Source organism: Carnobacterium sp. TMP28, from assembly GCF_047553015.1.
GTDB lineage: Bacteria > Bacillota > Bacilli > Lactobacillales > Carnobacteriaceae > Carnobacterium_A.
Window position 1 is genome coordinate 1,631,607 of sequence record NZ_CP180212.1, and the last position, 23,509, is coordinate 1,655,115.

Annotated in this window: 12 protein-coding genes; 1 reads left to right on the forward strand and 11 read right to left on the reverse strand. The window is 34.6% G+C overall.

Annotation, left to right across the window (positions count from 1 at the left end):
• Positions 1 to 3: 3 nt before the first annotated feature.
• Positions 4 to 696 carry a class A sortase gene (locus ACMHYH_RS07755; RefSeq protein WP_414838834.1) on the forward strand — a complete coding sequence of 231 codons (693 nt, stop codon included), beginning with the start codon at positions 4 to 6 and terminating at the stop codon, positions 694 to 696.
• Between the two features lie 86 nt (positions 697 to 782).
• On the opposite strand, the gene ACMHYH_RS07760 is transcribed toward ACMHYH_RS07755, so the two are convergent.
• From ACMHYH_RS07760 to ACMHYH_RS07810, 11 genes are all read right to left on the reverse strand, one after another.
• Positions 783 to 8,411 (reverse strand): SpaA isopeptide-forming pilin-related protein, encoded by a 7,629-nt coding sequence (locus ACMHYH_RS07760; RefSeq protein WP_414838835.1) that lies wholly within the window; start codon positions 8,409 to 8,411, stop codon positions 783 to 785.
• A gap of 541 nt (positions 8,412 to 8,952) precedes the next feature.
• Complete coding sequence (locus tag ACMHYH_RS07765; RefSeq protein WP_414838836.1) at positions 8,953 to 10,386, reverse strand: glycosyl hydrolase family 28-related protein; 1,434 nt, start codon at positions 10,384 to 10,386, stop codon at positions 8,953 to 8,955.
• Between the two features lie 47 nt (positions 10,387 to 10,433).
• On the reverse strand, positions 10,434 to 10,898 hold the full coding sequence (locus tag ACMHYH_RS07770; protein ID WP_414840372.1) for a SprT family protein: 465 nt from the start codon (positions 10,896 to 10,898) through the stop codon (positions 10,434 to 10,436).
• Between the two features lie 45 nt (positions 10,899 to 10,943).
• Positions 10,944 to 11,600: a DNA alkylation repair protein gene (locus ACMHYH_RS07775; RefSeq protein ID WP_414838837.1), complete on the reverse strand. Its 657-nt coding sequence runs from the start codon at positions 11,598 to 11,600 to the stop codon at positions 10,944 to 10,946.
• A 103-nt stretch (positions 11,601 to 11,703) separates the two neighbouring features.
• A complete protein-coding gene (locus ACMHYH_RS07780; protein WP_414838838.1) occupies positions 11,704 to 13,887 on the reverse strand; it encodes a Tex family protein in 2,184 nt (727 codons plus the stop codon).
• 136 nt (positions 13,888 to 14,023) lie between these two features.
• Positions 14,024 to 14,869: a metallophosphoesterase gene (locus ACMHYH_RS07785; protein WP_414838839.1), complete on the reverse strand. Its 846-nt coding sequence runs from the start codon at positions 14,867 to 14,869 to the stop codon at positions 14,024 to 14,026.
• A gap of 221 nt (positions 14,870 to 15,090) precedes the next feature.
• Positions 15,091 to 16,605 carry an ABC transporter permease/substrate-binding protein gene (locus tag ACMHYH_RS07790; RefSeq protein ID WP_414838840.1) on the reverse strand — a complete coding sequence of 505 codons (1,515 nt, stop codon included), beginning with the start codon at positions 16,603 to 16,605 and terminating at the stop codon, positions 15,091 to 15,093.
• Positions 16,602 to 17,576 carry an ABC transporter ATP-binding protein gene (locus tag ACMHYH_RS07795; RefSeq protein WP_414838841.1) on the reverse strand — a complete coding sequence of 325 codons (975 nt, stop codon included), beginning with the start codon at positions 17,574 to 17,576 and terminating at the stop codon, positions 16,602 to 16,604. Before ACMHYH_RS07795 ends, ACMHYH_RS07790 begins: the two co-directional genes overlap by 4 nt.
• 10 nt (positions 17,577 to 17,586) lie before the next feature.
• On the reverse strand, positions 17,587 to 18,345 hold the full coding sequence (locus ACMHYH_RS07800) for a metallophosphoesterase (protein ID WP_414838842.1): 759 nt from the start codon (positions 18,343 to 18,345) through the stop codon (positions 17,587 to 17,589).
• 779 nt (positions 18,346 to 19,124) lie between these two features.
• Complete coding sequence (locus ACMHYH_RS07805; protein WP_414838843.1) at positions 19,125 to 20,516, reverse strand: L-cystine transporter; 1,392 nt, start codon at positions 20,514 to 20,516, stop codon at positions 19,125 to 19,127.
• 259 nt (positions 20,517 to 20,775) lie between these two features.
• On the reverse strand, positions 20,776 to 23,445 hold the full coding sequence (locus ACMHYH_RS07810) for a cation-translocating P-type ATPase (protein ID WP_414838844.1): 2,670 nt from the start codon (positions 23,443 to 23,445) through the stop codon (positions 20,776 to 20,778).
• Between the last annotated feature and the right edge of the window lie 64 nt (positions 23,446 to 23,509).

Below are 23,509 nucleotides of genomic sequence, written 5' to 3' on the forward strand. Positions count from 1 at the left end.
AGCATGAAAAAAAGCAAAATCGGTCTAAGTGTTGCTTTATTTATTACTGGGGTATTATTGTTATTTTATAATCCAATTAAAGATACTCTTCTTTCTTACACCATCGATAGTGCATCTAAAGACTCTTTATCCAGAGATAAAATCAAGTTAAACCAACAAAAAAATGCGCGTTATGATTTTGAAGAAGTCAGCCTGCTTGATTTGGAGGATATTATTTATGCTCTTAATCATACTGATGATATTCATATCGTTGGTAGAATGAGTATTCCTAGTGCCAGTATGAACCTTCCTATTGGACTAGGCACTTCTACTTCAACCCTCGCTTTGACAGCTGGTACAATGAAACAAGATCAAGTTATGGGTGAAAAAAACTATTGCTTAGCTGGTCATCATTTGAGAAATGATGCTCTTCTTTTTAGTCCTCTTTATGAGGCGAAGATAGGTAGCGCTATTTACTTAACAGATGCAAAAACAGTTTATGAATATCGACTAAGTCAGAAAGAAACTATTCTTCCTACTAAAATGAGCGTGCTAGAAGATAGTGAACATGAAGTAAAGCTAACGCTTATAACTTGTGATGATGGTGGAGATTCTAGGCTTTGGGTTACCGGCGACTTTGTAAAAAGTATTCCTATTGAGGAAGCTAATTCAAAAATAATTGAATCTTTTAACATAGATACAAAAACTATCCGCTGATTTATGAAAAAACAAAAAAACTTCTACTCATTTTTATGAGTAGAAGTTTTTTGATTTCTATCTTAATTCATTCACTTATTTATCTTTTATTCTTGTTCTTTATTTTTTCTTTTCTTATTTTGCATGTTAACAAGATAGAGTCCAGATCCTGTCATTAATAGCGAGCCTGCAAAAGCATATAAATAAGTTTGATCTTCTCCAGTTTGAGGCAAGTTACCTTTTGGATCCTCGTTCACTATCAAACGATCATTTTTAACTGTCATAGCAACCATTTCAGGCTTCCCTTCATGCTCAGCTACAATAGTAAATACGATAGGTTTTTTAGCTAGCACATATCCTATAGGTGCTTTCGTTTCAGAAAATGCATACTCACCAGGTTCCAAACCAGATAGACTAATTTGACCATTTCCATCTGTTTTTAAATCTGCTTGGAGTATTCTTCCATCCTTATCGGTTAAGTCAAAGACCGCTCCTCCAAGTAATACCTGTTCTTTAATTGAATCTGTCTTAGTCAACACGACTGAACCTTGATAATTAGTCAAGTTGCCTACTTTAATGACTTTTGGTTCTTCCAATAAAGAATCCATAACAATGAATTTCATAGATAGTGTATTCTTAATATATCCTTTAGGTGCTTTTGTTTCCACAAATAGATACTCACCTGGTGCAAGTCCCTCAGCTTTAACTAAACCGGTCTCATCCGATACTAAACCAGTTTGAATGGTTTTGCCATCCATATTGGTCACTGAGAACTCGGCCCCTTTAAGGCCGTTACCTGATGCGTTTATTTTCATTAATTGAGCTTCAGCTTTGTAATTGATAGATGAAACATCAATTAATCTAGGTTTTTCATTTTGTACAGCTTCTACTGTAAATGGTATTATTTTTGTATTTATAATGAAACCTGTTGGTGCAGAAATTTCTTTAAATTCATACTTACCTGGTTTCAAATTATCTACTGTAATTTTACCATCTTTTGTTGTAAAGTTTGTTGCTTCGTGACCATTATCTCCAGTTAATTCGAAAACTGCTCCTGAAAGCAACGTATCTTTTTTATCTGTTTTAGTTAGTTCAACGGATCCTTGATAGTTGGCAAAATCTCCAACGAGAACAGCTTTTGGTTTACCCGCTTCTTCAGCAACAATCGTAAAGTTACTTTCTTTATCATTTAAGATATAACCTGGTACTGCTCCTGTTTCTATAAAGCGATAATCTCCTGGTACTAGTTCCTCGGCTTTAACCAAACCATCCATATCTGACATTAAATCAGCTAGGACCGTATCTCCTTTTGTATTTATGATGGAGAATGTTGCTCCCTCAAGACCCTTACCTTCTTCATCTACTTTTGTTAATTGAGCAGAGCCTTTATAGTTTATTACATTTCCAGCATCAACGGTATCCGGTTTATCAGCCGCTTTATTTGTAATAGTAAATTCAATCGGCGTCGTATTCAAGATAAACCCTACTGCTGCACTTGTTTCAACAAACGTATACTTACCAGGCGCTAGATTTCCAGCTCGTACCATTCCTTTTGAGTCAGACATCAATTTATCTTGTATCAAATCATTGTCTTTATCAAATATAGAAAATTCTGCTCCTTCTAATTCTTTATCATTTGCATCTGTTTTAAGCAACTGAACGGTTCCTTTGTAGTTCGTTAGATCATCTACGATAACTACTTCAGGTTGTCCTAATGAAGCTGCTTCGATAGTGAATGCAAGCGGCTTGTTATTTGTAACAAATCCTGAAGGTGCCTTAACTTCAACAAATGTATAGTTGCCAGGTACTAACTCTGTTGCTTTAACTAAACCATTTTCATCTGAAATGATTTTTTCTCCTACTTGTTTATCTGCTTCATTTTTGACAATAAACTCAGCTCCAGCTAATTCCTTGCCATCTGTATCTCTTTTCATTAGCTGAGCAGAACCTTTATAATTTATTGTAGAAACACTTATTAATTTTGGCCCTTCGTTTTGAACAGCCTCAACTATAAATGGTAATACCGTAGTATTTATAATAAAACCTACTGGTGCAGTTACTTCTTTGAATTCATACTTACCTGGTTTCAAATTATTTACTGTAATTTTATCATCTTTTGTTGTAAAGTTTGTTGCTTCGTAACCATTATCTCCAGTTAATTCGAAAACTGCTCCTGAAAGTAACGTTTCTTTGTTATCTGTTTTAGTTAGTTCAACGGATCCTTGATAGTTGGCAAAATCTCCAACGAGAACAGCATTTGGTTTACCCGCTTCTTCAGCAACAATCGTAAAGTTGCTTTCTTTATCATTTAAGATATAACCTGGTACTGCTCCTGTTTCTATAAAGCGGTAATCTCCTGGAGCAAGTTCATCCACTATGATTAAGCCATCTTTACCTGATACTAAATCAGCTAAGACCGTATCTCCTTTTGTATTTACGATGGAGAATGTTGCTCCTTGAAGTTGTTTACCTTTTCCATCTACATTCTTCAATTGGACAATTCCCTGATAGTTAATCGATGTGCCAGCTTCTACAAGTGCTGGCTTGTTCACTGCTTCATTCGCAATAACAAATTTTATAGGTGTTGTATTGATTATATATTCCGTAGGTGCTTTAGTCTCTACAAAAGTATAGTTTCCTGGGATAAGATTCTCTGCATTGACTAAACCTTCTTTGTCTGAAATCAAACCAGATTGAACCGTATCTCCTACTTCGTTCAAGATTGAGAATATCGCTCCCTGGAGGACTTTATTTTTACTATCTATTTTTTTTAGTTGGGCAGTTCCTTTGTAGTTTTTGAATTCTCCTACAACTACAGCAGGTGGTTCTCCTGCTATTTGATCTGCAATCGTAAATTCAATCGGAGCTGTATTAATCAAATATCCTTTAGGTGCTTTAGTTTCTACAAAAGTGTAGACACCCGGTGCTAATTCATTAATTTTCACTAGTCCATCAATATCTGAGACTAGTTTATCTTGAATTAGCTGCTTTTTACTGTCAAGAATAGAAAACTCTGCTTCTCCAAGTCCTTTACCTACTTCATTTATTTTTTCGAATTCTACTGATCCTTTATAGTTAACAGAAGTGGTTTTAATAACTGCTGGTTCTCCTGTTTCACTTGCTTTTACTTCAAAAGGCACTGCCGTTGTGTTTTTAATGAATCCTATTGGTGCAGTAATTTCCTTAAACTCATATTCACCCGGTTTTAAATTATCTACTGTAATCTTTCCATCTTTCGTTGTAAAGTTTGATGCTTCGTAACCATTATCGCCAGTTAGTTCAAAAACAGCACCTGAAAGAAGCTCACCATTTTTATCTTTCTTTTCTAATTCAACTGTACCTTTAAAGTTTAGTAGTTCACCTACAATTACAGCCTTTGGTTCCCCTGCTGCTTCATTTCCAATCGTAAAATTAACCGGAGTCGTATTAATTAGGTATCCTACAGCTGCTTTGGTTTCTACAAAACTGTATTCCCCGGGTGCTAAATTATTAGCTATTACTACGCCATCTGAATTAGATATCAACTCTGTTTGAATGGCTTCTCCAGCTTTATTTAAAACAGAGAACTCAGCTCCACTAAGTTTTTCTCCAGCTTTATTAGCTTTTATTAACTGAACTGAACCTTGGTAATTAATCGCTTTGACAGAAACTGTTGGAACTTGAATACCTTTTTTAGTTACTATAAAATCAATCGGATCAGTATTTAACAAGTAGCCGACAGGAGCTTTTAGCTCGTTTAAACGGTAATTTCCTGGTAAAAGCCCTTCTAAAGTAATTTCACCATTTGTGCCAGTCTTTATTGATTTATACTCATCTATTACATCATAGCCGGACTCAGTTTTTATTAATAGTTTAAATTCGGCATCTTTAAGCAATGTGGTTTCACCATTTGATTTCTCAATAACTACTTTGCTTAAGTCATTAGTTAATGGCACATCAATATCCAGTAGCGAATTCGATGTAATACTATTTACTGTTACTTTCTTTCCTGCAACTAACTCATCAGATACTGTGTAGCCCGGAAGTGCGGATACTTCTTTCAAGTAATAATCACTATAGATTAAGTTACCAAAGGTCAGTATTCCAGTGTCGTTAATCGTCCCTGTTCGCACAATAACCGTTTTTGCTGCATTCCATAACTCAAATTTTGTGCCTTCTAGTAACTTACCATCTGATCCACTCTTTTTAACTGTAATCGTACCCTTTTCACCAGAGACTGAACCGCCACCAGAAGAAAATTGTGCTTGAATAGATTCTAAAACTTCTTTTTCAACTGCTACTTTATTTTCACCTGAAAAGACTACTTTATTCGTTACAGTATTATCATTTTTATCTAAATTTAACAACGTACTGTAGTTCATTTCATAGGCAGTTGTAATCGTTTCAAAATCACCAATGAATTTAATCGTTATTTCTTGTTGTCCAGTGAGATTATCTGTTGTAACATCTAACGTATAATCACTGTCTTTTATCAAACTAGTAGTTGATTTTGTATAATCACCATTAACTTCTACAATTAATGGATAAATGTTAAGCGAGTCTAAAACTAGAATTTGATTTTTCGAAGGTATATCTACAATTAAGGCATCTGTTATTGTAGACTGACTTTTATTGATTGGTACTGTCCAGTCAATAAAAATACCATCAGTTATATTTTGCTTCCCACTTTTTGTTGCTAAATCTCCGCCATTTTTGATTGAAACTGTTCCAGTATATAGACGATTTGGGCTATCTTTATTTATGAATTTAGCTACATTCGTATACTTATTTTGAGTTTCTATAACCTGACCCACTAAAGACGTATTAAATTCCAATACATAGGCATTTGTTGTTCCAATCGCTTCATTTGGTAACTTGGCTATTAGTGTTCGTTTACCATTTAGTTCTATACTCTTTATTGGCTCAGCTGAGGTTACTTCTTCCCTTTTAATGACATTACCAGTTGTATCAATTGTATAACGATATAACCTAGCTTTATATTCTTCATTTGCCAGATACTCTTGATTTCCGTTTATTACATCAGTTATTTCAGCTCCTGCTTGGATTACTTCCCCATTATAGTTTACCCCAACTTTCCAACTGATTCTTTTATGTATAGCATCATAGCTTCCGTTTTTAAAACCATTATTTTTTGTTTCATTCTTCGGATTTACTTCAGCACTACTAGAATTAACACGCATTCTGCCGTTATTATCTAACCAGTTTAATGTAACAGCATTTTTAAAAATCGTTGTGCTGCTTATCAAATCATTTCTTACATAAGGTGTCTTATACGTAATAGTTAATGGGCTTGCCATCCCCATTTCATAGGCACCTATTAGTTTGATATCAAATCCTTTTTTATCAGCTTTTAATGTTAATACATAATCTATATTCCTTAGTAAAGTTTTATTTATTGTATTTGTTGTATCTTTTATTTCAAAACTGTCTTCATTTAATGTTAGACCTTCGTTCATAAACGTATCAGAAAAAGTAGCATTACTCATTTGGTACCTATTTTGATTAACGTCCATTTTCCAAGAGATTAGTTTAGTTGCATAGTCAATCCCGGTTCTAGATTTTATAATTCCTTGTTGTACCAATGTACCACTTGATTCACTTTTAATTATTTCTTTAGTGGTAATCGTATTTTTCACATTACCTAATTCACCTTTTGAACTTTCACTGTCAATAATAACTCCAGCTTTAACTTTAGTCTTATAAGTTAGTTTAACAGCATAATTAATATCTTTTAGAAAGTTAACTTTAAATCCATTTCCATTCTTTATAATTTCATAGTCTATCCCTATAACTAAATTAACTGGCTTTTTTTCAGTCGTCTCAGATATAGGCTCAACTTTTTGGAGAAGGATAGTACTCTCATCAACTTCTAACCTATCGTCCATGGTATCTGTTAAAGTAGCTTCTGCTTTTTCAATAGTTTTAACCCCATAATTGTAACGGACAGCCCAAGAGAATACTTGTGTTTCAGGAATATAATCTGTTTTTACTTTTGTTAGCATTTTACCAAAATTTGCTCTTACAGTAGCTTCTGCAGATAGTGAGCCTGCACTTTCATCTGATGTTAGTTCGGCCTTATTTACTAAATCAATACTGTTTCCTGCATCTTCTTTGATAGAGTCTAGTATTTTTGTTTCGTAAACAATCCGAAAAGCGTTCTCTATTACACCTTCAAAAGAAACATTGCCAGCACTATCTATAGAAAACCCCTCTGTTAATTCTTCAAATCTAATAACTTCTCCTTTTAAATTTACAACTAATTTATAAACCTTAGCAGAGACATATTCATTTCCTGTTGGAAGTATTTCTATTATTTTTGTATTGATTCGCTTATCTAATCCCTTATTGAAATCGATCGTCCACGTAGCTTTTGATGGATTTAAACTATTGCTAATTATGCCTGATTTTTCAATAGTTTTCTTAAAATTTGTTTTAATAATAAATTCCGTTATCCTTTGTTCTTGAACAGGTAAATCGATTTTTATTGGTCCTGCTTCTTTAATTTTAGCTTCATTTAGTTCTGAATCGAACCAAATATCTCCTTTGATGCCTCCAGGATGACTGGCTGCTTCATTGTTGAAAGTTATTACTACTTTTCCAGATGGAGCAGCTGTAAACTGTCCATAAACGATTCCGTTAGTATCTGCTAAATCTCTCGTAATCGTTTGTGTCAGTTTCAATTCTTCTGGTAAGTTGAATTCAAAAATATCATTGTTTTTGATTTGGACAGATACATAACCTGGAATAACCCACTCAAATGTTGTAGTAGCTATTGAAGTCAAGGTTATTTTTTCAGTAGCTTTATCTACTCTATCTCTAAACGTTACTTCTCCTTTTATAAGAATAGATGAATCTTCACTTTCATTAAAATACGTTCTGATATTTTGAGGCAAACCTTTTTCTTTACTTGATACTTTTCTATCTATTCTCCTTTCTTTTGAGGTATTTTCTTTTTTAGAAACAACTAATTTATTTACTGATTCATTTGAGCTATTTTTATCTTTATTTGATTTATCTTCTACAGATAGTAAGTCTTTATTCGAAGAAATTATACTTGATGAGTCTATCGTTGAAGAGTTTTTGCCTTTATTTGATTCATCATTCGCTACTGCTTCTTCTTTTTCATTTTCTACAAATGATAAGTCTTCATTCGAAGAAGCTATACCTGATGAGTCTATCGTTGAAGAGTTTTTATCTTTATTTAATCCAACATCCGTTACTTCTTCCTCTTTTTCATTCTCACTAGCTTCTTCTTTTTTCAAAAAAATAGCTTTATTAAATTCTTGTATCCCACCTGTGATAACTAGTTGATCTTGTGCATTAACTGGTCCAGTATAGCTTCCTTCAAACTGAAGTGAAGCATTCTCTAGCAAAGCTCCTTCTACTAATGAAAGAATAACTTTTTCCTCTTCTACTTTGTAGGTACCTAATAACTTTCCGGAAGTAGAAAGGAGTTCACTTTCATTTTTTGAAACAAGTAAAAAATTATTAGAAATAGTTAATATTAATTCCTCATTTTGCTCTTTATTTTTTTCGATATTTAAAGTTATTTCAGCTGTCATTTTTTCTGCTACTAGCTGAATAATAGAATCATCGCTACTCTCTTTTATTGATAAATCTAAAATGGTAAATTCAGCTGGCTGTTTATCTAATTTCATCGCCGTAACGAATAATACTGGTACTATAATTTGGATAACCAGTAACAACACCATCAATCTAGAAACTATTTTCCCCATATTTTTCTCCTCCACTACTTTAGTTAATTTCATAAGATTAAATATTCTATTGGATAATTTGTATATCCTTTCTTATGGATGTACTTTGATACAACATAAATCAGTATGGTTTTAAATTTAATTCACAAACATTTTTGTAGTCATCGAGAATTTTACTATAGTCTAAAAAAGTTAGACTAATACTGAATCAAATTATACTAGTAGTAATATGAGATAACAAGACCTTTAAAACTACACTATAAGGTAGTCATTTTTAAAAATCCCCCTCTTAAAAAAAGTTTTAATTAAGCTAATGTCTTTAAATTTATCTTCCACATTTGTGATATAATATACGTGCCTAAAACCGACTAATGTTTAATAATTAAAAAATTAATCTATTTTGTATAAAAGATAAGTCCGTTACAGAGAAGAATTTTCCATTACTTTATTATAGCAAATAGTTCCTCTTTCCTTTTTATCAGAAAGAGGAACTTACCCGGTACATTTTTTTCATAAATAACTTATTTACACAAAATGAACGCCACACAAATATGTGCAACGTTCATTTTTTTTTATAACTTATCTGAATATGAGACGTCGTATCACTAACTCTAACTGCACGATTTTTTTCGAAATAGTTCTTCAACTGAATATTCTTTATCGTCACTTCTTTTGCTCTATATTGAATTGAAATGGCTCTGTTTCTAGATCCTATTGGTGAATTTGATTGTGTTTCAGCAAAAAAATGATTGATTGCTACTTTTTGATAAGCTGATATGACAAGAGCTCTTTTTGTAGAGTTTAGATAAAGGCTTGTTTCTTGAGGAAAGTAAGAAGCAAGAAACGTTCCGCGTATCCCGAAAGCTGAAGAACTTGCTGTATCAGTTAAAAGATGGTGTCCAATGTGTCTAAAATTATAGGAACGATTATCCCGATAGGAAAGATGCCCAACAATTTGAGTATCAGAAGCTGCTGAACTTGTTTTGTGGGCTTTTATTTCTACACCGCCAAAACAGTAGGCACTTAAATTATTGACCAATGTTACATGTTGAGAGCCATCATCTACTTCTATTCCATTAGAATTAGAAAGTCCTTTTTTGTGTGCGCGCCCACTTGGATGATGTAAAAAACAATTACTAATTAAAATATCATCGCTATGATGTGTGGTAATACCATCATCACCAAATCCATATGACTCTACTTGATCTACCCAAACATACTGACTGCCAAGACGTGAACGCTTACCGTCTCCTAAATAGTTGTAAAAGGCTGACGTAATATCAACACCATGTAGGCCTGGATTTTTTACTGTCACATTTTTAACTAAAGCAAAACGAACGTGAGCCAATGTGAGTCCACTTGAACTCGTCCCACCCGATGCTGTTCTTTGGCTACTTAACAGTCGCTCATGGTTCCAATCTACTGTTAAACCCTCAATTCGAATATGGCTATTGCCTTTTAAATAATGCCGGTTTGTCAGTAGCTTTGCCCTCTTAGGTGCAGAATCTGAAAGAATCACCTGCGTTTGTTCTGTCCCACTCCCAATTAATTCTGTGTAAGAGGGCAATCGAATCCCGCTTACTCGGTATGTGCCTGGAGGAATAACAACACAACGAAATCCTAAAGAGATAGCTTTTTTAAAAGCCTGTGTACAATCTGTCCTGCCATCACCAACAGCGCCGTAATCTAGAACAGATACCATCCTAGTTCGTTTCCTCAAGCGAACCATTGCTTGATCTAATTGACCTTTCCATTCAGGGAAAACATCCCATTCGTTCGCAAGTTTGACTGCACCAGAGGTTGTGAAATCTGTTTTTCTTTTGGTTAAAAAAGAACCCATTACCCACTTTTTTCTAGTTTTTTCTGGTTCAACTAGTCCCCTTAATAGGTTGAATTGTTTATTTGTTTCAGTAATGGCTTCCTGTTTAGCTGCTTTTTTATTGTATTCCGGAAAAGTTTTTGTTAACAGTTCTTGAATGGCTGTACTTTGATGCATTCTATCCCCTCATTTTCTGATTGGTAAATAAATCATTAAAGCACTCTTTAAAGTTGCTCCTCTACATTCTGTAAAACTAATTTACCTTTGCATTTTTTGCAAACAAATTTTGTGGTATCAAAACGGCGTTGTCTACGAATAATGAGTTGACAGTTCTTACATCGATAAAGCCACAATTTTTTTTCATTGCTCGTTGTTTTTACTGATTGAACAAATCGACTTCCACCTGTTTGTTTCAGTAATACCTTAAAATCATTGTCTTTATGCTGGTAGCCTTTTCCAGTAAGATGCAAATGATAATGACATAGTTCATGTTTGATAACCTTTACGAATTCTAGCATACCAAATGTTTCTAAAATTTTCAGATTAAAGTCTACATTATGTGATTTCAAATGATACCGTCCACCTGTTGTGCGTAAACGACTATTAAAGGTAGCAGCGTGTTCGAATGGTCGTTTAAAATAATCTATGGATAATTCTTCTACTAATTTTTGTAATTCAATTTGGTTCAAACTCATTTCTCCATTCCTCTTTCATAGGACGACTATTTCCTTAAACTAGATGTATTTGCTCCCTTCTCTGATACTTAGTTTTGAAAGGTTTTCTTTATACTTTTCAATAAACGCTCTCACCCATTTTGGGTTTTCTTTACTATAGTCTCTTAGTGCCCAGCCAATTGCTTTGTTAATAAAAAACTCCTCTTGGCCAAAGTTGTGACTGATTATTTCTTCTAAAAGCTCTTTATTCGTCTTTTCTTTTCTAAGAAGTTGATGATCGATTGCAACTCTCCTCAACCACATATTCTCATCCAAGCTCCATAGAATCAGTGTTTTATTTAGCTCAGGATAATTTAAAGCCAAACTCCCTACCACTCTATGAAGTCCATCTACTGTGTCCCACCAGGATTTGTTTACAATCATTGCCTTAATTTTTTCACTATCTTCTAAAACTAGCAGATCTTTCAGCGTATTTAAATAATCTATAGCGACATATTGGGCTTCTCTATAGGGTTTTTCCCAGCATTCACTAATAAATTTCCAGTCAATCATCCTTGTTTTTTTAGCCTCTTTAAAGTAAGGATGGCTTACTTTTTTTCTTGTAGTTGCTTGTACACCTAAAAATAAAAACTGGTTTCTCATATATGCGGACATTTTTTTTGCTTTTTCACTGTCTGTATTTTTTTCTAAATCTTGAAATAAATGATATAAATCCATAAAATCTCCTCACTATTAAAAATACTCTAGCCGTAATACTAAACAAAAAAACAAGAAAAGTCATCTCTTCCTGACTTCTTCTCTTGTTTTTTGCTATTTTAGACTACTCTTTCTTTTTAGGGGCCAACATCGTTAACGAAATCCGACCTTTATTCACATTGATCTCTTCTACCCAAACGGTCACAACATCGCCAACAGCTACTACATTTGTTGGGTGTTGAACGTAACCTTTACTTAGTTTCGAAATATGCACTAATCCATCTTGTTTTACTCCGATGTCTACAAATGCACCAAAATCAACTACATTGCGAACCGTTCCTTCCAATTCCATTCCTTCTTGCAAGTCTTCCATGCTTAATACATCTGTTCTCAATAAAGGCGCTGACATTTCATCACGTAAGTCGCGACCTAGTGTAAATAGAGCCTCTAACATATCTTTTATAGTTTCTTTTCCTAATGTTGTTGCTTCAATTAACTTAGCCATATCTAGTAACTCTAGAGCTTTTTTAGCTTTCATACTGCCTACATCTTCTAAAGCTATTCCCGCTAAATCAAGAATTTCTTTTGCTTGTTTGTACGTCTCTGGGTGAATCCCCGTATTATCTAATACATTTTTCCCATCTACGATTCGCATAAATCCAACAGATTGTTCATACGCTTTAGGTCCTAAACGCGGGACTTTTTTCAGCTGAGCACGACTTTCAAAACGCCCATTCTCCTCGCGGTAAGTGATGACGTTAGTTGCTGTTGTTTTATTCAACCCTGCAACGTGTTTCAATAATTGCGCACTAGCGGTATTAACATTAACACCTACTTGGTTAACCGCTGTTTCTACAACAAAATCCAAGCGTTCTTCTAAATGTTTTTGTGAAACGTCGTGCTGGTATTGACCAACACCAACTGACTTTGGATCTATTTTAACTAATTCAGCTAATGGATCTTGCAAACGGCGCGCGATACTAACAGCACTTCTTTGTTCTACTTGTAAATCAGGGAACTCTTCACGAGCAATTGGACTAGCTGAATAAACTGACGCTCCCGCCTCATTAACAATCACATAAAAGACCTGGCGTTCTATATCTTTTAGATTATCAGACACAAACGTTTCTGATTCTCGACTGGCTGTCCCGTTTCCGATAGCAACCATTTCTACTTCGTACTTTTCAATTAGCTGTTTAAATTTAACTGCAGCATTCGCACGTGCTTCATTGCCAGCTGGTTTGTGTGGGTAAATAACATCAATATCCATTACTTTACCTGTCGGATCAATAACAGCTAATTTACACCCTGTCCGATAAGCTGGATCAAGGCCTAAAACAACTTTTCCTTTTAATGGTGGTTGCAATAATAAGTTACGTAAATTTTCACCAAAAATATTAATGGCTTGTTCATCTGCTTTTGCAGTTAATTCAGAGCGAATTTCCCGTTCAATTGAGGGACCGATAAAACGTTTGTAACTGTCTTCAAGTGCTTCCTTGATATAAACTGTTGTTGTTGAGTTCTCTTCTTTTATCAACTCTTTCACTAGATAATTAAAGACAGTCGCTTCATTTACGACTAATGCTGTTTTCAAGATATCTTCTTTTTCTCCACGATTAATCGCTAATATACGGTGAGAAACTAATTTGTTGACTGGCTCTTTGTAATCATAATACATTTCAAAGACACCTTTTTCATCTTTTTCTTGTTTTTTTACACCAGTCGTTAAAATTCCATTTTTGAGCGTATACTCTCTTATCCAAATACGATAGCGTGGTTCATCGCTTATTCTTTCAGCAATAATTTCGTGCGCTCCTGCTAAAGCAGATTCAACTGATTCCACATTTTTTTCATCATCAATGTACTTGCTTGCTTCTTCTAGTACAGCTGCAGATGGAAAAGTAAGCATCCAATCAGCGAATGGCTCTAAGCCACTCTCTTTAGCTATTGTCGCTTTTGTTCTTCGCTTTTGCTTGAAAGGACGGTACAAGTCTTCCACTAGTTGCATTTTCTCAGCTAACTCAATACTTTTTTTCAACTCAGGTGTTAACTTTCCTTGTTCTTCAATCGTGCGAATGACATCTTTTTTACGCTTTTCTAACGTTTGTAGGTAGTTGTAGCGTTCCTCTATTTCACGAATCTGAACTTCATCCAAAGTTCCTGTCATTTCTTTACGGTAACGAGCTATAAAAGGCACTGTATTGCCTTCTGATAATAAATTTAAAACAGTTGTTAGTTGTTTAGTAGAGTAACTTTTTAATTCCTTTTTCAATAAATCTAATACTAAAACTTCTGTTGTATCTGTCATTCATTTCTTCCTTTCTTATTTCCATTCATCGTTCTTATTTTAGCATAATCTTCTACTTTTAACCAAAGTTGTCAGAATTCTTTTTTAAATTTAAAAAATGAAAAAGCAACTATAAAAAATAGTCACTTTTATTTATTCATTCGTTCCTAGTGTTTTCAGGTAATTGAAAGGTTATCATCGCGTTTAATAATTCTGATTTTACGCTTTTGGTCGGCCAATGTTTTTTGCCACCTAGACAAGCACAAATAAATTGTACTTGGTTTACGAAAACTGTTTTTCGAAAGTGCACATGTCCCATAATACTATATGCAATATTAGGGTACTTTTCGTACAGCTTCTCATACGTTGAACTGCCTAAAAAAGCATTAAAATAATCATAAATTTTATGTGGCAAAGTCACAACGAATTTAGGATGGGTCACTACATGAGTCATCAAAATAACTTTCCGATCTCCTATTTTAGCTAAATCTTCTTCTATTTTTTCCAACATCCACTGAGTAACCGCTTGATCAGACTCTCCCCAGTCGCAAAACTTCTTATCTTGCCAAGTTCCTGCACGTAAAGACATTTCTTGAAATTCAGCCGTACTGTATTGATCTGTATCTGCAAATCCATAATCATACCATCCTGAGTTACCGACTACTGCCCATTCATCATTAATAATATAAGGTTTTTCTAAGATGCTTTCCGGTTGTTCTTTAAAAAATTGATAGATTTTTTTTGTGTCTTTTTCACCATTTATTCTAGACCAATAATCATGATTTCCTGGTACAAATAATAGTTTAATTTTACTTAAGGCCGTTAGTTCGTCAAGAAAAGCTTGCGATTCATGGTAATCACTGCTGATATCTCCAGCAATTAAAAAAAGATCGATTTTTTGTTTTTCTATCTGTTTGCTTAGTAAACTTGCATAGGTTTCATTTTCTGGTAAGTGTTTACCATTTGTATCAATATGCAAATCTGATAATACACCTATTTTCATTGTAACCCTCGTTTCTTTACTAGTAGTCTATCTACCCTAACTTTTTATCCAAGATAAAGCAAGAGAGAGAGTGTGGAACACTCGCTCCATTCTCTCTCTTTTTTATAGCCAACTAAACTTTAACTCTAGCTCTTTGGTAAAATTCAACTTATCCTCGAGACTTTTGGCCTCTTGCGGTATTTTTCATTTTCCTCTCAGAGCTGAACAGAGCGCTTCGCATCTTATTTAATTAGTTGTTTTGATTTTAGGAAGTCTTGTGCTACTTTTTGTGGAGTTTGGCTATTTACGTTAACTTCATAGTTCATTTTACGCATTTCATCGTCCGTTACTTGTCCACTCAGTGTGTTTAATACACCTTCTAATTCAGGGTGTTTGTCTAATGTTTTCTCTAGCATTAAAGGTGCACCTTGGTAAGGTGGGAATAAGCCTTTGTCATCTTTTAAAACAACTAATTCGTATTCTTCTAATTCACTATCTGTTGAATAAGCATCTAACAAATTAATATCACCCGTCTCGATAGCTTGATAGCGAAGTTTAGGTTCCATTGTTTTTAGATTATCAAATGTGACACCATATAAATCTTGAATGCCTAGGTAACCGTCTTGGCGGTCAGCAAATTCAAGTGTGAAACCAACTTTAACTTTATTTGAAACACCTTGTAAATCAGACATTTTTTCTAAATTGTATTGTTCGGCTATCTCAGAAGTTACAGCTAATGTATACGTATTATTAAAGGCCATTGGTTCAAGCAATGCCATATCATATTGTTCTGCTAAACCATCACGAGCTTGTTCGTATACTTCTTTTTCACTCGTAGAGACAGCTTGTTCATTCAAGAAAGTAGCCAATACTGTTCCTGTGAATTCTGGATAAATATCAATATCACCTGATTCTAAAGCATTAAAAACAAAAGTTGTTTTGCCCATGTTTGGCTTCAATTCTACCGTCAAATCGGTTTGATCTTCAATCAGTTCTTTATACATGTTCATAATAATTTCAGGTTCTGAACCTAATTTACCAGCAATCGTTATTTCTTTATCTTGTCCTGTAAACAATGGAACAAGCAGAATTCCCGCTACCACTACTGTGACAGTACCCAGTACGATAACCGTCTTTTTAAACGATGTTTTCTCAAAATAACTAAGGAGATAATCGAAACCAACTGCTAATAAAGCTGCAGGAACTGCACCTAATAGGATTAGATAATTATTTCCTCTATCAATACCTAATAAAATCAAACTTCCGAGTCCTCCAGCTCCAATTAAAGCTGCAATCGTTGCTGTACCAATAATCAATACCATCGCATTTCGAATTCCTGCCATTATAACAGGCATAGCAATAGGCATTTCTACTTTTATTAATTTTCTAAAGCGATCCATCCCCATTGCATCTGCTGCTTCTACTAAGGAAGGGTCAACTTCTGTTAATCCAGTATAAGTATTTCTTAGTATTGGCAGTAAAGCGTAGATAACTAACGCAATAACAGCAGGTAATTTTCCAATTCCGACTAACGGAATCATTAAACCTAGTAAGGCCAATGAAGGAATCGTTTGAAAAATAGCTGTTACTTGAATAATTGGATTAGCTATTTTTTTGTGGTGTGTTAAAAATATAGCTAGTGGAATAGCTAGAGCAACTGCAATTAATAAAGAAATAAATGAAAGCTGGATGTGCTCTATTAAAGCCGTCCATAACAGTCCTTTACGATCTTGAAACGTATTTATTAGTTCATTCATCCGACTTCACCTCTATTTTCAATAGTTGCTGCTAAATAAGACATCACTTGTTGATTTGTTATTTTCCCAATCAACTGGCTATTTTTATCCTTGATAAATACTGTATCTTCTTTCGACAGACTAACGATTAACTGATCTAAGGTATCATTTGTCGATAACAGTGTTTCGCTTTTTTCTTGGCTACCTATTGGCGTTACGTAGCCTTCTTCAATAAGATTTTGAATCGTTTGAGTCGACTGCACTTCAATATTACCTGACTTTAAGAAATTTCTAACAAATTCATTTTTAGGGTGGTTCACTATTTCTTCTGGCGTTCCTAGTTGAACGATTTCACCTTTATCGATCAAAGCAATACGATTTCCTAATGAAATGGCTTCTTGCATATCATGAGTAACAAAAACAATCGTTTTGCCCCATTTTTTATGCATCTCTACAACATCTTTTTGCAGATTATTGCGACTAATTGGATCTAAAGCTCCGAAAGGTTCATCCATTAAAATAATATCAGGATCAGCAGCAAAAGCTCGTAAAACACCAATTCGTTGCTGTTCTCCACCGGATAATTCTGATGTCTTTCTGTTACGGTAACTTTTTGCATCTAGTCCAACACTTTCCAGTAATTCTGTGACTCGATCGTACATCTTATCCTTAGACCATTTCTTCATTTCTGGAACAGTGGTAATATTTTCTTCCACAGTCATATTTGGGAACAAAGCAATTTGTTGCAGTACATAACCCATATTCCAACGCAATTCTTGGATGTTGTATTCACTAATTGGCTTATCTCTCACATAAATATAGCCAGAATTTAACGTGATTAAACGATTAATCATCTTTAAAAGTGTTGTTTTCCCGCAACCACTAGGACCAATTAATACAAAAAACTCGCCATCTTTAATTTCTAAGTTTAAATTGGAAATAACGGGAGTTCCTGGTATATATTCCTTTGACACATCTTTAAATTTTATCATCTTCATTCTCCTAATCCTTTATTTTCTCTTTTGATTCCCTTTTTGTATCCCAAACATATCCGTTGTTCACAAGCTTATAGTGCTTAAGCATTGTTGTTTTATCAAAAACAACACCTAGTAAAGAGCCACCATAAACAGCTCCACCATCAATACCAATTTTATTGTCTTTTATCCATAAGTCTGATGTTTGATTATCCCCGTATAAAGAAGGCGTAATCGTATGGCCAAAAACAATTGTTTTGCCTGTTTTATTTTTCATTGAATGAAACGGTTCTCGAATCCAAACAAAATCTCTTGGTGACGTTTGTTTCCAATCTTTTTTAGTTAAATCAACGCCAGCATGCACAAAAACAAAATTTCCCCATTCATAATACAACGGCAAGCTAGTTAACCTTTGTTTTAACGTTGGATAACGACCAACGATTAGCATGGCCATTTCTGTTGGAGAATATTCATCTTCTACTCCTTCATGAAGGAGGGTTTCAAGAGTCTTGAGTCCACCGTTCATGATATATCTATCGTTAGTCTTTTCTGGTTGTTCTAGAAAATTTAAGAGCATTTCTTCATGGTTTCCTTTTATCCAAATAGCCCCTTTTTTATTTACTAATTCATCGGCTAAAATAAAACAGGCTTTTGGATTTTCTCCTCTATCCCCAAGATCTCCTATTAGCAGCAATTGTTGCGTAGCTTCATTCCAATGGGTCAACATTTCTTTAAACAACGTAATTTGACCATGGATATCTCCTATTGCGAATAATTCTGTCCTCATAAAAGGCCTCCTTTATTTTACTAATGATACTCCTACCACAATACTATGGATTTGCTTACATGTTTCTCTAACTATACACATTTTCCTTAAAAAAATTGAATGATATGCTCATAGTATTTTATTCTTATTTTGAAAGTAGACTTAGTAGGTGATCATCTGACACAATTATTTTATTTCGATTACGAAAACGATAAAATATAATTAAACGCGAGAAGTTGTTGGACAAGAATCTATTTCAAGAATAGATCCCACATTAGAATCTTTAGTTGAAGAAAAAAGTTCCATAGCTCTCTAATAAGGTAATTTTAAAAAATACCAAATTTGAATTGACTGTTACTACAATTAACCTTTCTCCCAAATCAACTGCTTTAAATAAATACTAATAAGTGTTCAGACAGTCTTTGATAGTCGTATAGAAAGGTTCTCTTTGATACATTAAAAATTAGCTGTAAGCGCTACCCTCATCATCTCATTTTTTTATAGCGCTCTCAAATAAAACCACTTGCTAATACTAGAAATAATGTCGAGTGCAGTCTTTTTTATGTCCGACACTTCAACGAAGTAAATTGCTAAGTTGTCAAAATTATTATTTATAAAACTAGTTTTTCAAGAAAGATAGAAAAATAATTTTTTGATGCGAGTCTCACGAATTGTTGAAAGACTTTTACTAGGTTAAAAGTCTCTTTGGCATGATCGGGTTTCTATTTATTTTACTATCCTTTTTAACTCAATTAATATAAAAAATCATCCCTCTCATATGAGAAGGATGATTTTTTATATTAGATATCTGATTTGATGATTGCTTCATCATCATTAAATACTGACTCATCAAAGCGATTTACACGTTTTGATGAAATGATACCAGCTAAGATACTATCATTAACATTCAATAATGTCCGAGCCATATCAATAATAGGTTCAACAGAAATAACTAATCCAACAATTGCTACTGGTAAGTCTAATGCACCTAAAACGATTAAAGCTGCAAAAGTTGCTCCGCCACCAACACCTGCAACGCCGAATGAGCTGATTGTTACAACTGCCACAATAGTCAAAATATAAGCTGGACTAAAGATATCAATTCCAACTGTAGGAGCTACAATAGCCGCTAACATTGCAGGGTAGACACCCGCACAACCATTTTGCCCTATAGAAATACCAAATGTACCTGCGAAGTTAGCTGAAGCAGCATCTACTCCTAGAGCTTTCGTTTGTGTTTCTATATTTAATGGCAATGTTCCTGCACTTGAACGAGAAGTAAATGCAAAACTCAATACTGTCCAAGTTTTCTTTAGGTACTGAACAGGATTAACTTTATAGCCGAGTAAGATAAGCATGTGAATTAAGAACATAGTAATGATTGCAACATAAGAGGCTAGGACAAATTTACCTAGATTCACTAATGCATTAAAATCACTTGTTGCTAGAGCTTTTGTCATTAAAGCAAAAACGCCATAAGGTGTCAGTCTTAAAACTAACGTTACAATTCTCATCACGATAGCGTATAGACTTTTAATTATTCTCTCAAAGAAAGCTCCATCTTCTGGATTCTTTCGAATAACACCTAAATACGCTACTCCTACAAAAGCCGAAAAAATAACGACTGCGATTGTACTTGTTGAACGAGAATTAGATAAATCTGCAAAAACATTCGATGGAATAAAATTTACTATTTGTTCTGGTAATGATAAGTCAGCAACCATTTCTTTTCGTTCATCTAGCGCTGCAATCTGAGTGGTTTCAGCAGCTCCTTGAACAAATTCTGCACCATCTAAATTGAAAAGCATCACACTTCCAATTCCAACCAATGCAGCAATAGCTGTTGTTGCTAGTAAGGTCGTTAAGACCGTTACACTAATTTTGCCTAAATCTTTCGTTCCTTCAACTTTAGTAAATGCTCCGACAATCGAAACAAAAATTAAAGGCATAATTAACATTTGTAATAGACGCACATACCCTGTTCCAACAACATTAATCCATTGGATAGCCCCTGTTGTTACTTCCCCAGATGCTCCAAAAATTAATTGCAAGATTGCACCGTAAACGATACCTGAACCTAACGCGATAAAAACGCGTGTTGAAAATTTGATGTGTTTTTTTTGTAAGCGCCAAAAAGCATAAATAACCGCCACAAATAAAAGTAATGCGATAACGATATAAAGATTTGTCATGATGATCCTCCCTTTGTTTTGCTTCCCATGACTTGGAAAGCCTGTGTATCATAAGATTAAAGGTCCTAGACAATCGTTTTTCCCGAACGAACGCCCTAAATATGAGGAATAATGATTCAAATTTAGTGATTCCTCATTTTACTTTATTTAAGTAAGAAGTTCAACAATTAAGCTCGGACTTTTTGAGTAAAACAAAAAAAGTTTTATTGAGTCTACCTAACCTCAATAAAACTTTTCTTACTATCTAATTGATTTTCGCTTACCTTCTTTTATCAAACGTACGAATACCTAATTTAACTAATTCTACGATTGGAATAATAGAAAATGAAGCACTTAAAACAATTACCCACTGGATTGTATCTAAATGAGTCACTTTAAACGCATCATTCAAGCCAGGGACTAAAACAACAACGGCTAATAATGCTCCTGAAACTAATATAGATAGATTAAACATTTTATTCTTAAAGAATCCAACTGTAAAGAGGGACTTCTTGACCGATTTCACGTTGAAAGCATGGAACAGTTGCAACATTCCTAGTGTGATAAACGCCATCGTCAAAGCATCATTATGAATCAATTCAGCATTTCCGGCGTGTATCGGGTAGTTCGTTGCCCACCAATAAACAAATAGTGTAATGCCACCTTCAAGAATTCCTTGATAGATAATGCTACCTAAGACACCATTAGAAAAGAATGTCGCTTCTTTTCCACGAGGTTTTTGTTCCATACTATCTGCTTCCGCAGGTTCTAATCCTAAAGCGATAGCTGGGAATGTATCTGTTACCAAGTTAATCCATAAAATATGCACAGGTGCTAAAATACTCCATCCAAGAAGAGTAGCAATAAATAACGTTAATACTTCACCTAAGTTTGCGGATAATAGAAACTGAATAGACTTTTGAATATTTGAGAAGACTTTTCGACCTTCTTCTACTGCAACAACAATTGTTGAGAAATTATCATCTGCTAAAACCATATCACTCGCGCCTTTTGATACTTCGGTACCAGTAATTCCCATACCAATCCCAATGTCTGCTGTTTTCAAAGCTGGTGCATCATTTACACCATCACCTGTCATTGCGACAATTTTACCTGCTTTTTGCCATGCTTTAACAATACGCACTTTGTGTTGAGGAGAAACACGAGCATAAACGGAATAATCTTTTACTCTGGTTGAAAAATCTTCATCACTAATCTCATCTAATTCAGCACCAGTAATGACTCCCCCAACTTGTGTTGCCTCTAAAATACCCAATCGTTTAGCAATCGCTTCGGCCGTATCACGGTGATCGCCTGTAATCATAATCGAACGAATGCCTGCTTTTCGTGCAACAGATACTGCACCCTTTGCCTCTTCTCTTTCTGGATCAATCATTCCTATTAATCCTGAGAAAACCAACTCTCGTTCTACATTTTCTGAACTCATATCAGTAGGTATAGTCTCCACTTGCTTGTAAGCAGTAGCTAAAACGCGCAATGCTTGGGTAGCTAACTCATGATTAGTCTCTAAAATTGTTTGTTTACCCGCTTCATCTAATGCTTCAACTTTACCGTTTTTAATAACGTGTGTACATCTCTTCAATAATTCATCAGGTGCACCTTTGACGGCTATTAAAAACTTTTTGTCTGCTTGTTTTTGAATCGTAGACATTAGCTTTCGTTCTGAATCAAATGGAATTTCAGCTACTCGGGGTTCTTTTTCTAAAACTTCAGAAACAGTAATGTCTTTATCCAGAGCAAACTGGATCAAAGCCGTTTCGGTCGGATCACCAATTAATGTTCCGTCTCCTGATATCTGAGTATCATTTGCATGCATCATCGAATACAAGATTGGTGAATCCAGTTCTAATGGAGCAGCACTGTCTTGTAATTGTCCATTAACATATAGTTTTTCAACTGTCATTTGATTCATCGTGAGTGTTCCTGTTTTATCGGAACAAATGATGTCTGTACTTCCCAATGTTTCAACAGCTGGTAATCTACGAACAAGGGCTTTTCTTTTAGCCATTTTTTGTGTTCCTAATGCTAAAATAATTGTCACGATAGCAGGCAAGCCTTCAGGAATAGCTGCTACGGCTAAAGAAATAGATGTTAACAGCATATCAAGCCAACCACGACCATTCAACAAGCCAACCACAAATATGATAATAGCGATAGCTAAAATAGCTACAGTTAAGTATTTACCTAAACGATTCAAATTATTTTGAAGGGGTGTTACCGTTTCGTCTGTTGAAGCAAGCAGCTTAGCGATTTCGCCTACTTCTGTATTCATTCCTGTTCCTACAACAACACCTTCGCCACGACCGTATGTAACATTGCTGTTCATATAAGCCATATTTGTCCGGTCTCCAATACCTGCCTTTTCGTCTTCAAGAACCGTTAACTCTTTATTAACGGGAACGGATTCACCAGTTAAACCAGACTCTTCAATTTGCAAAGAGGCCACTTCTATCAAACGTAAATCTGCTGGCACAATATTGCCTGCTTCTAATAAAACAACATCGCCAACAACGAGTTGATCACTTTTTAATGAGATAACTGCGCCATCACGTTTCACACGTGCTTCTGGTGAGGACATTTCCCTTAGAGCGTTAATGGCTTCCTCGGCTTTCGCTTCCTGAAAAACACCTAAAACAGCATTTAAAACAACAACGACTAGAATAATAATAGAGTCTGTTATGTCTCCAAAAATACCTGAAATAACCGCTGCAGCTAATAAAACAATGATCATAAAATCTTTAAACTGTTCGAAAAACTTAACGAGTAAACTTTTAGTTTTCCCCTCATCTAACTGATTAGGCCCATATTCTGCCATTCTCTTTTCCGCTTGCTCTGAAGTTAATCCTTTTTCAGAGGATTGAACTTCATCGAAAACAGCTTTTTTTTCTAGCGTAAAAAACGTTTTATTTTGTTGGTTATTCTTATCCATAATCCCATCTCCATTTCTTAAGTAGCGCATTCTTTTATTTCTTATTAAATTGATTATATCTTTC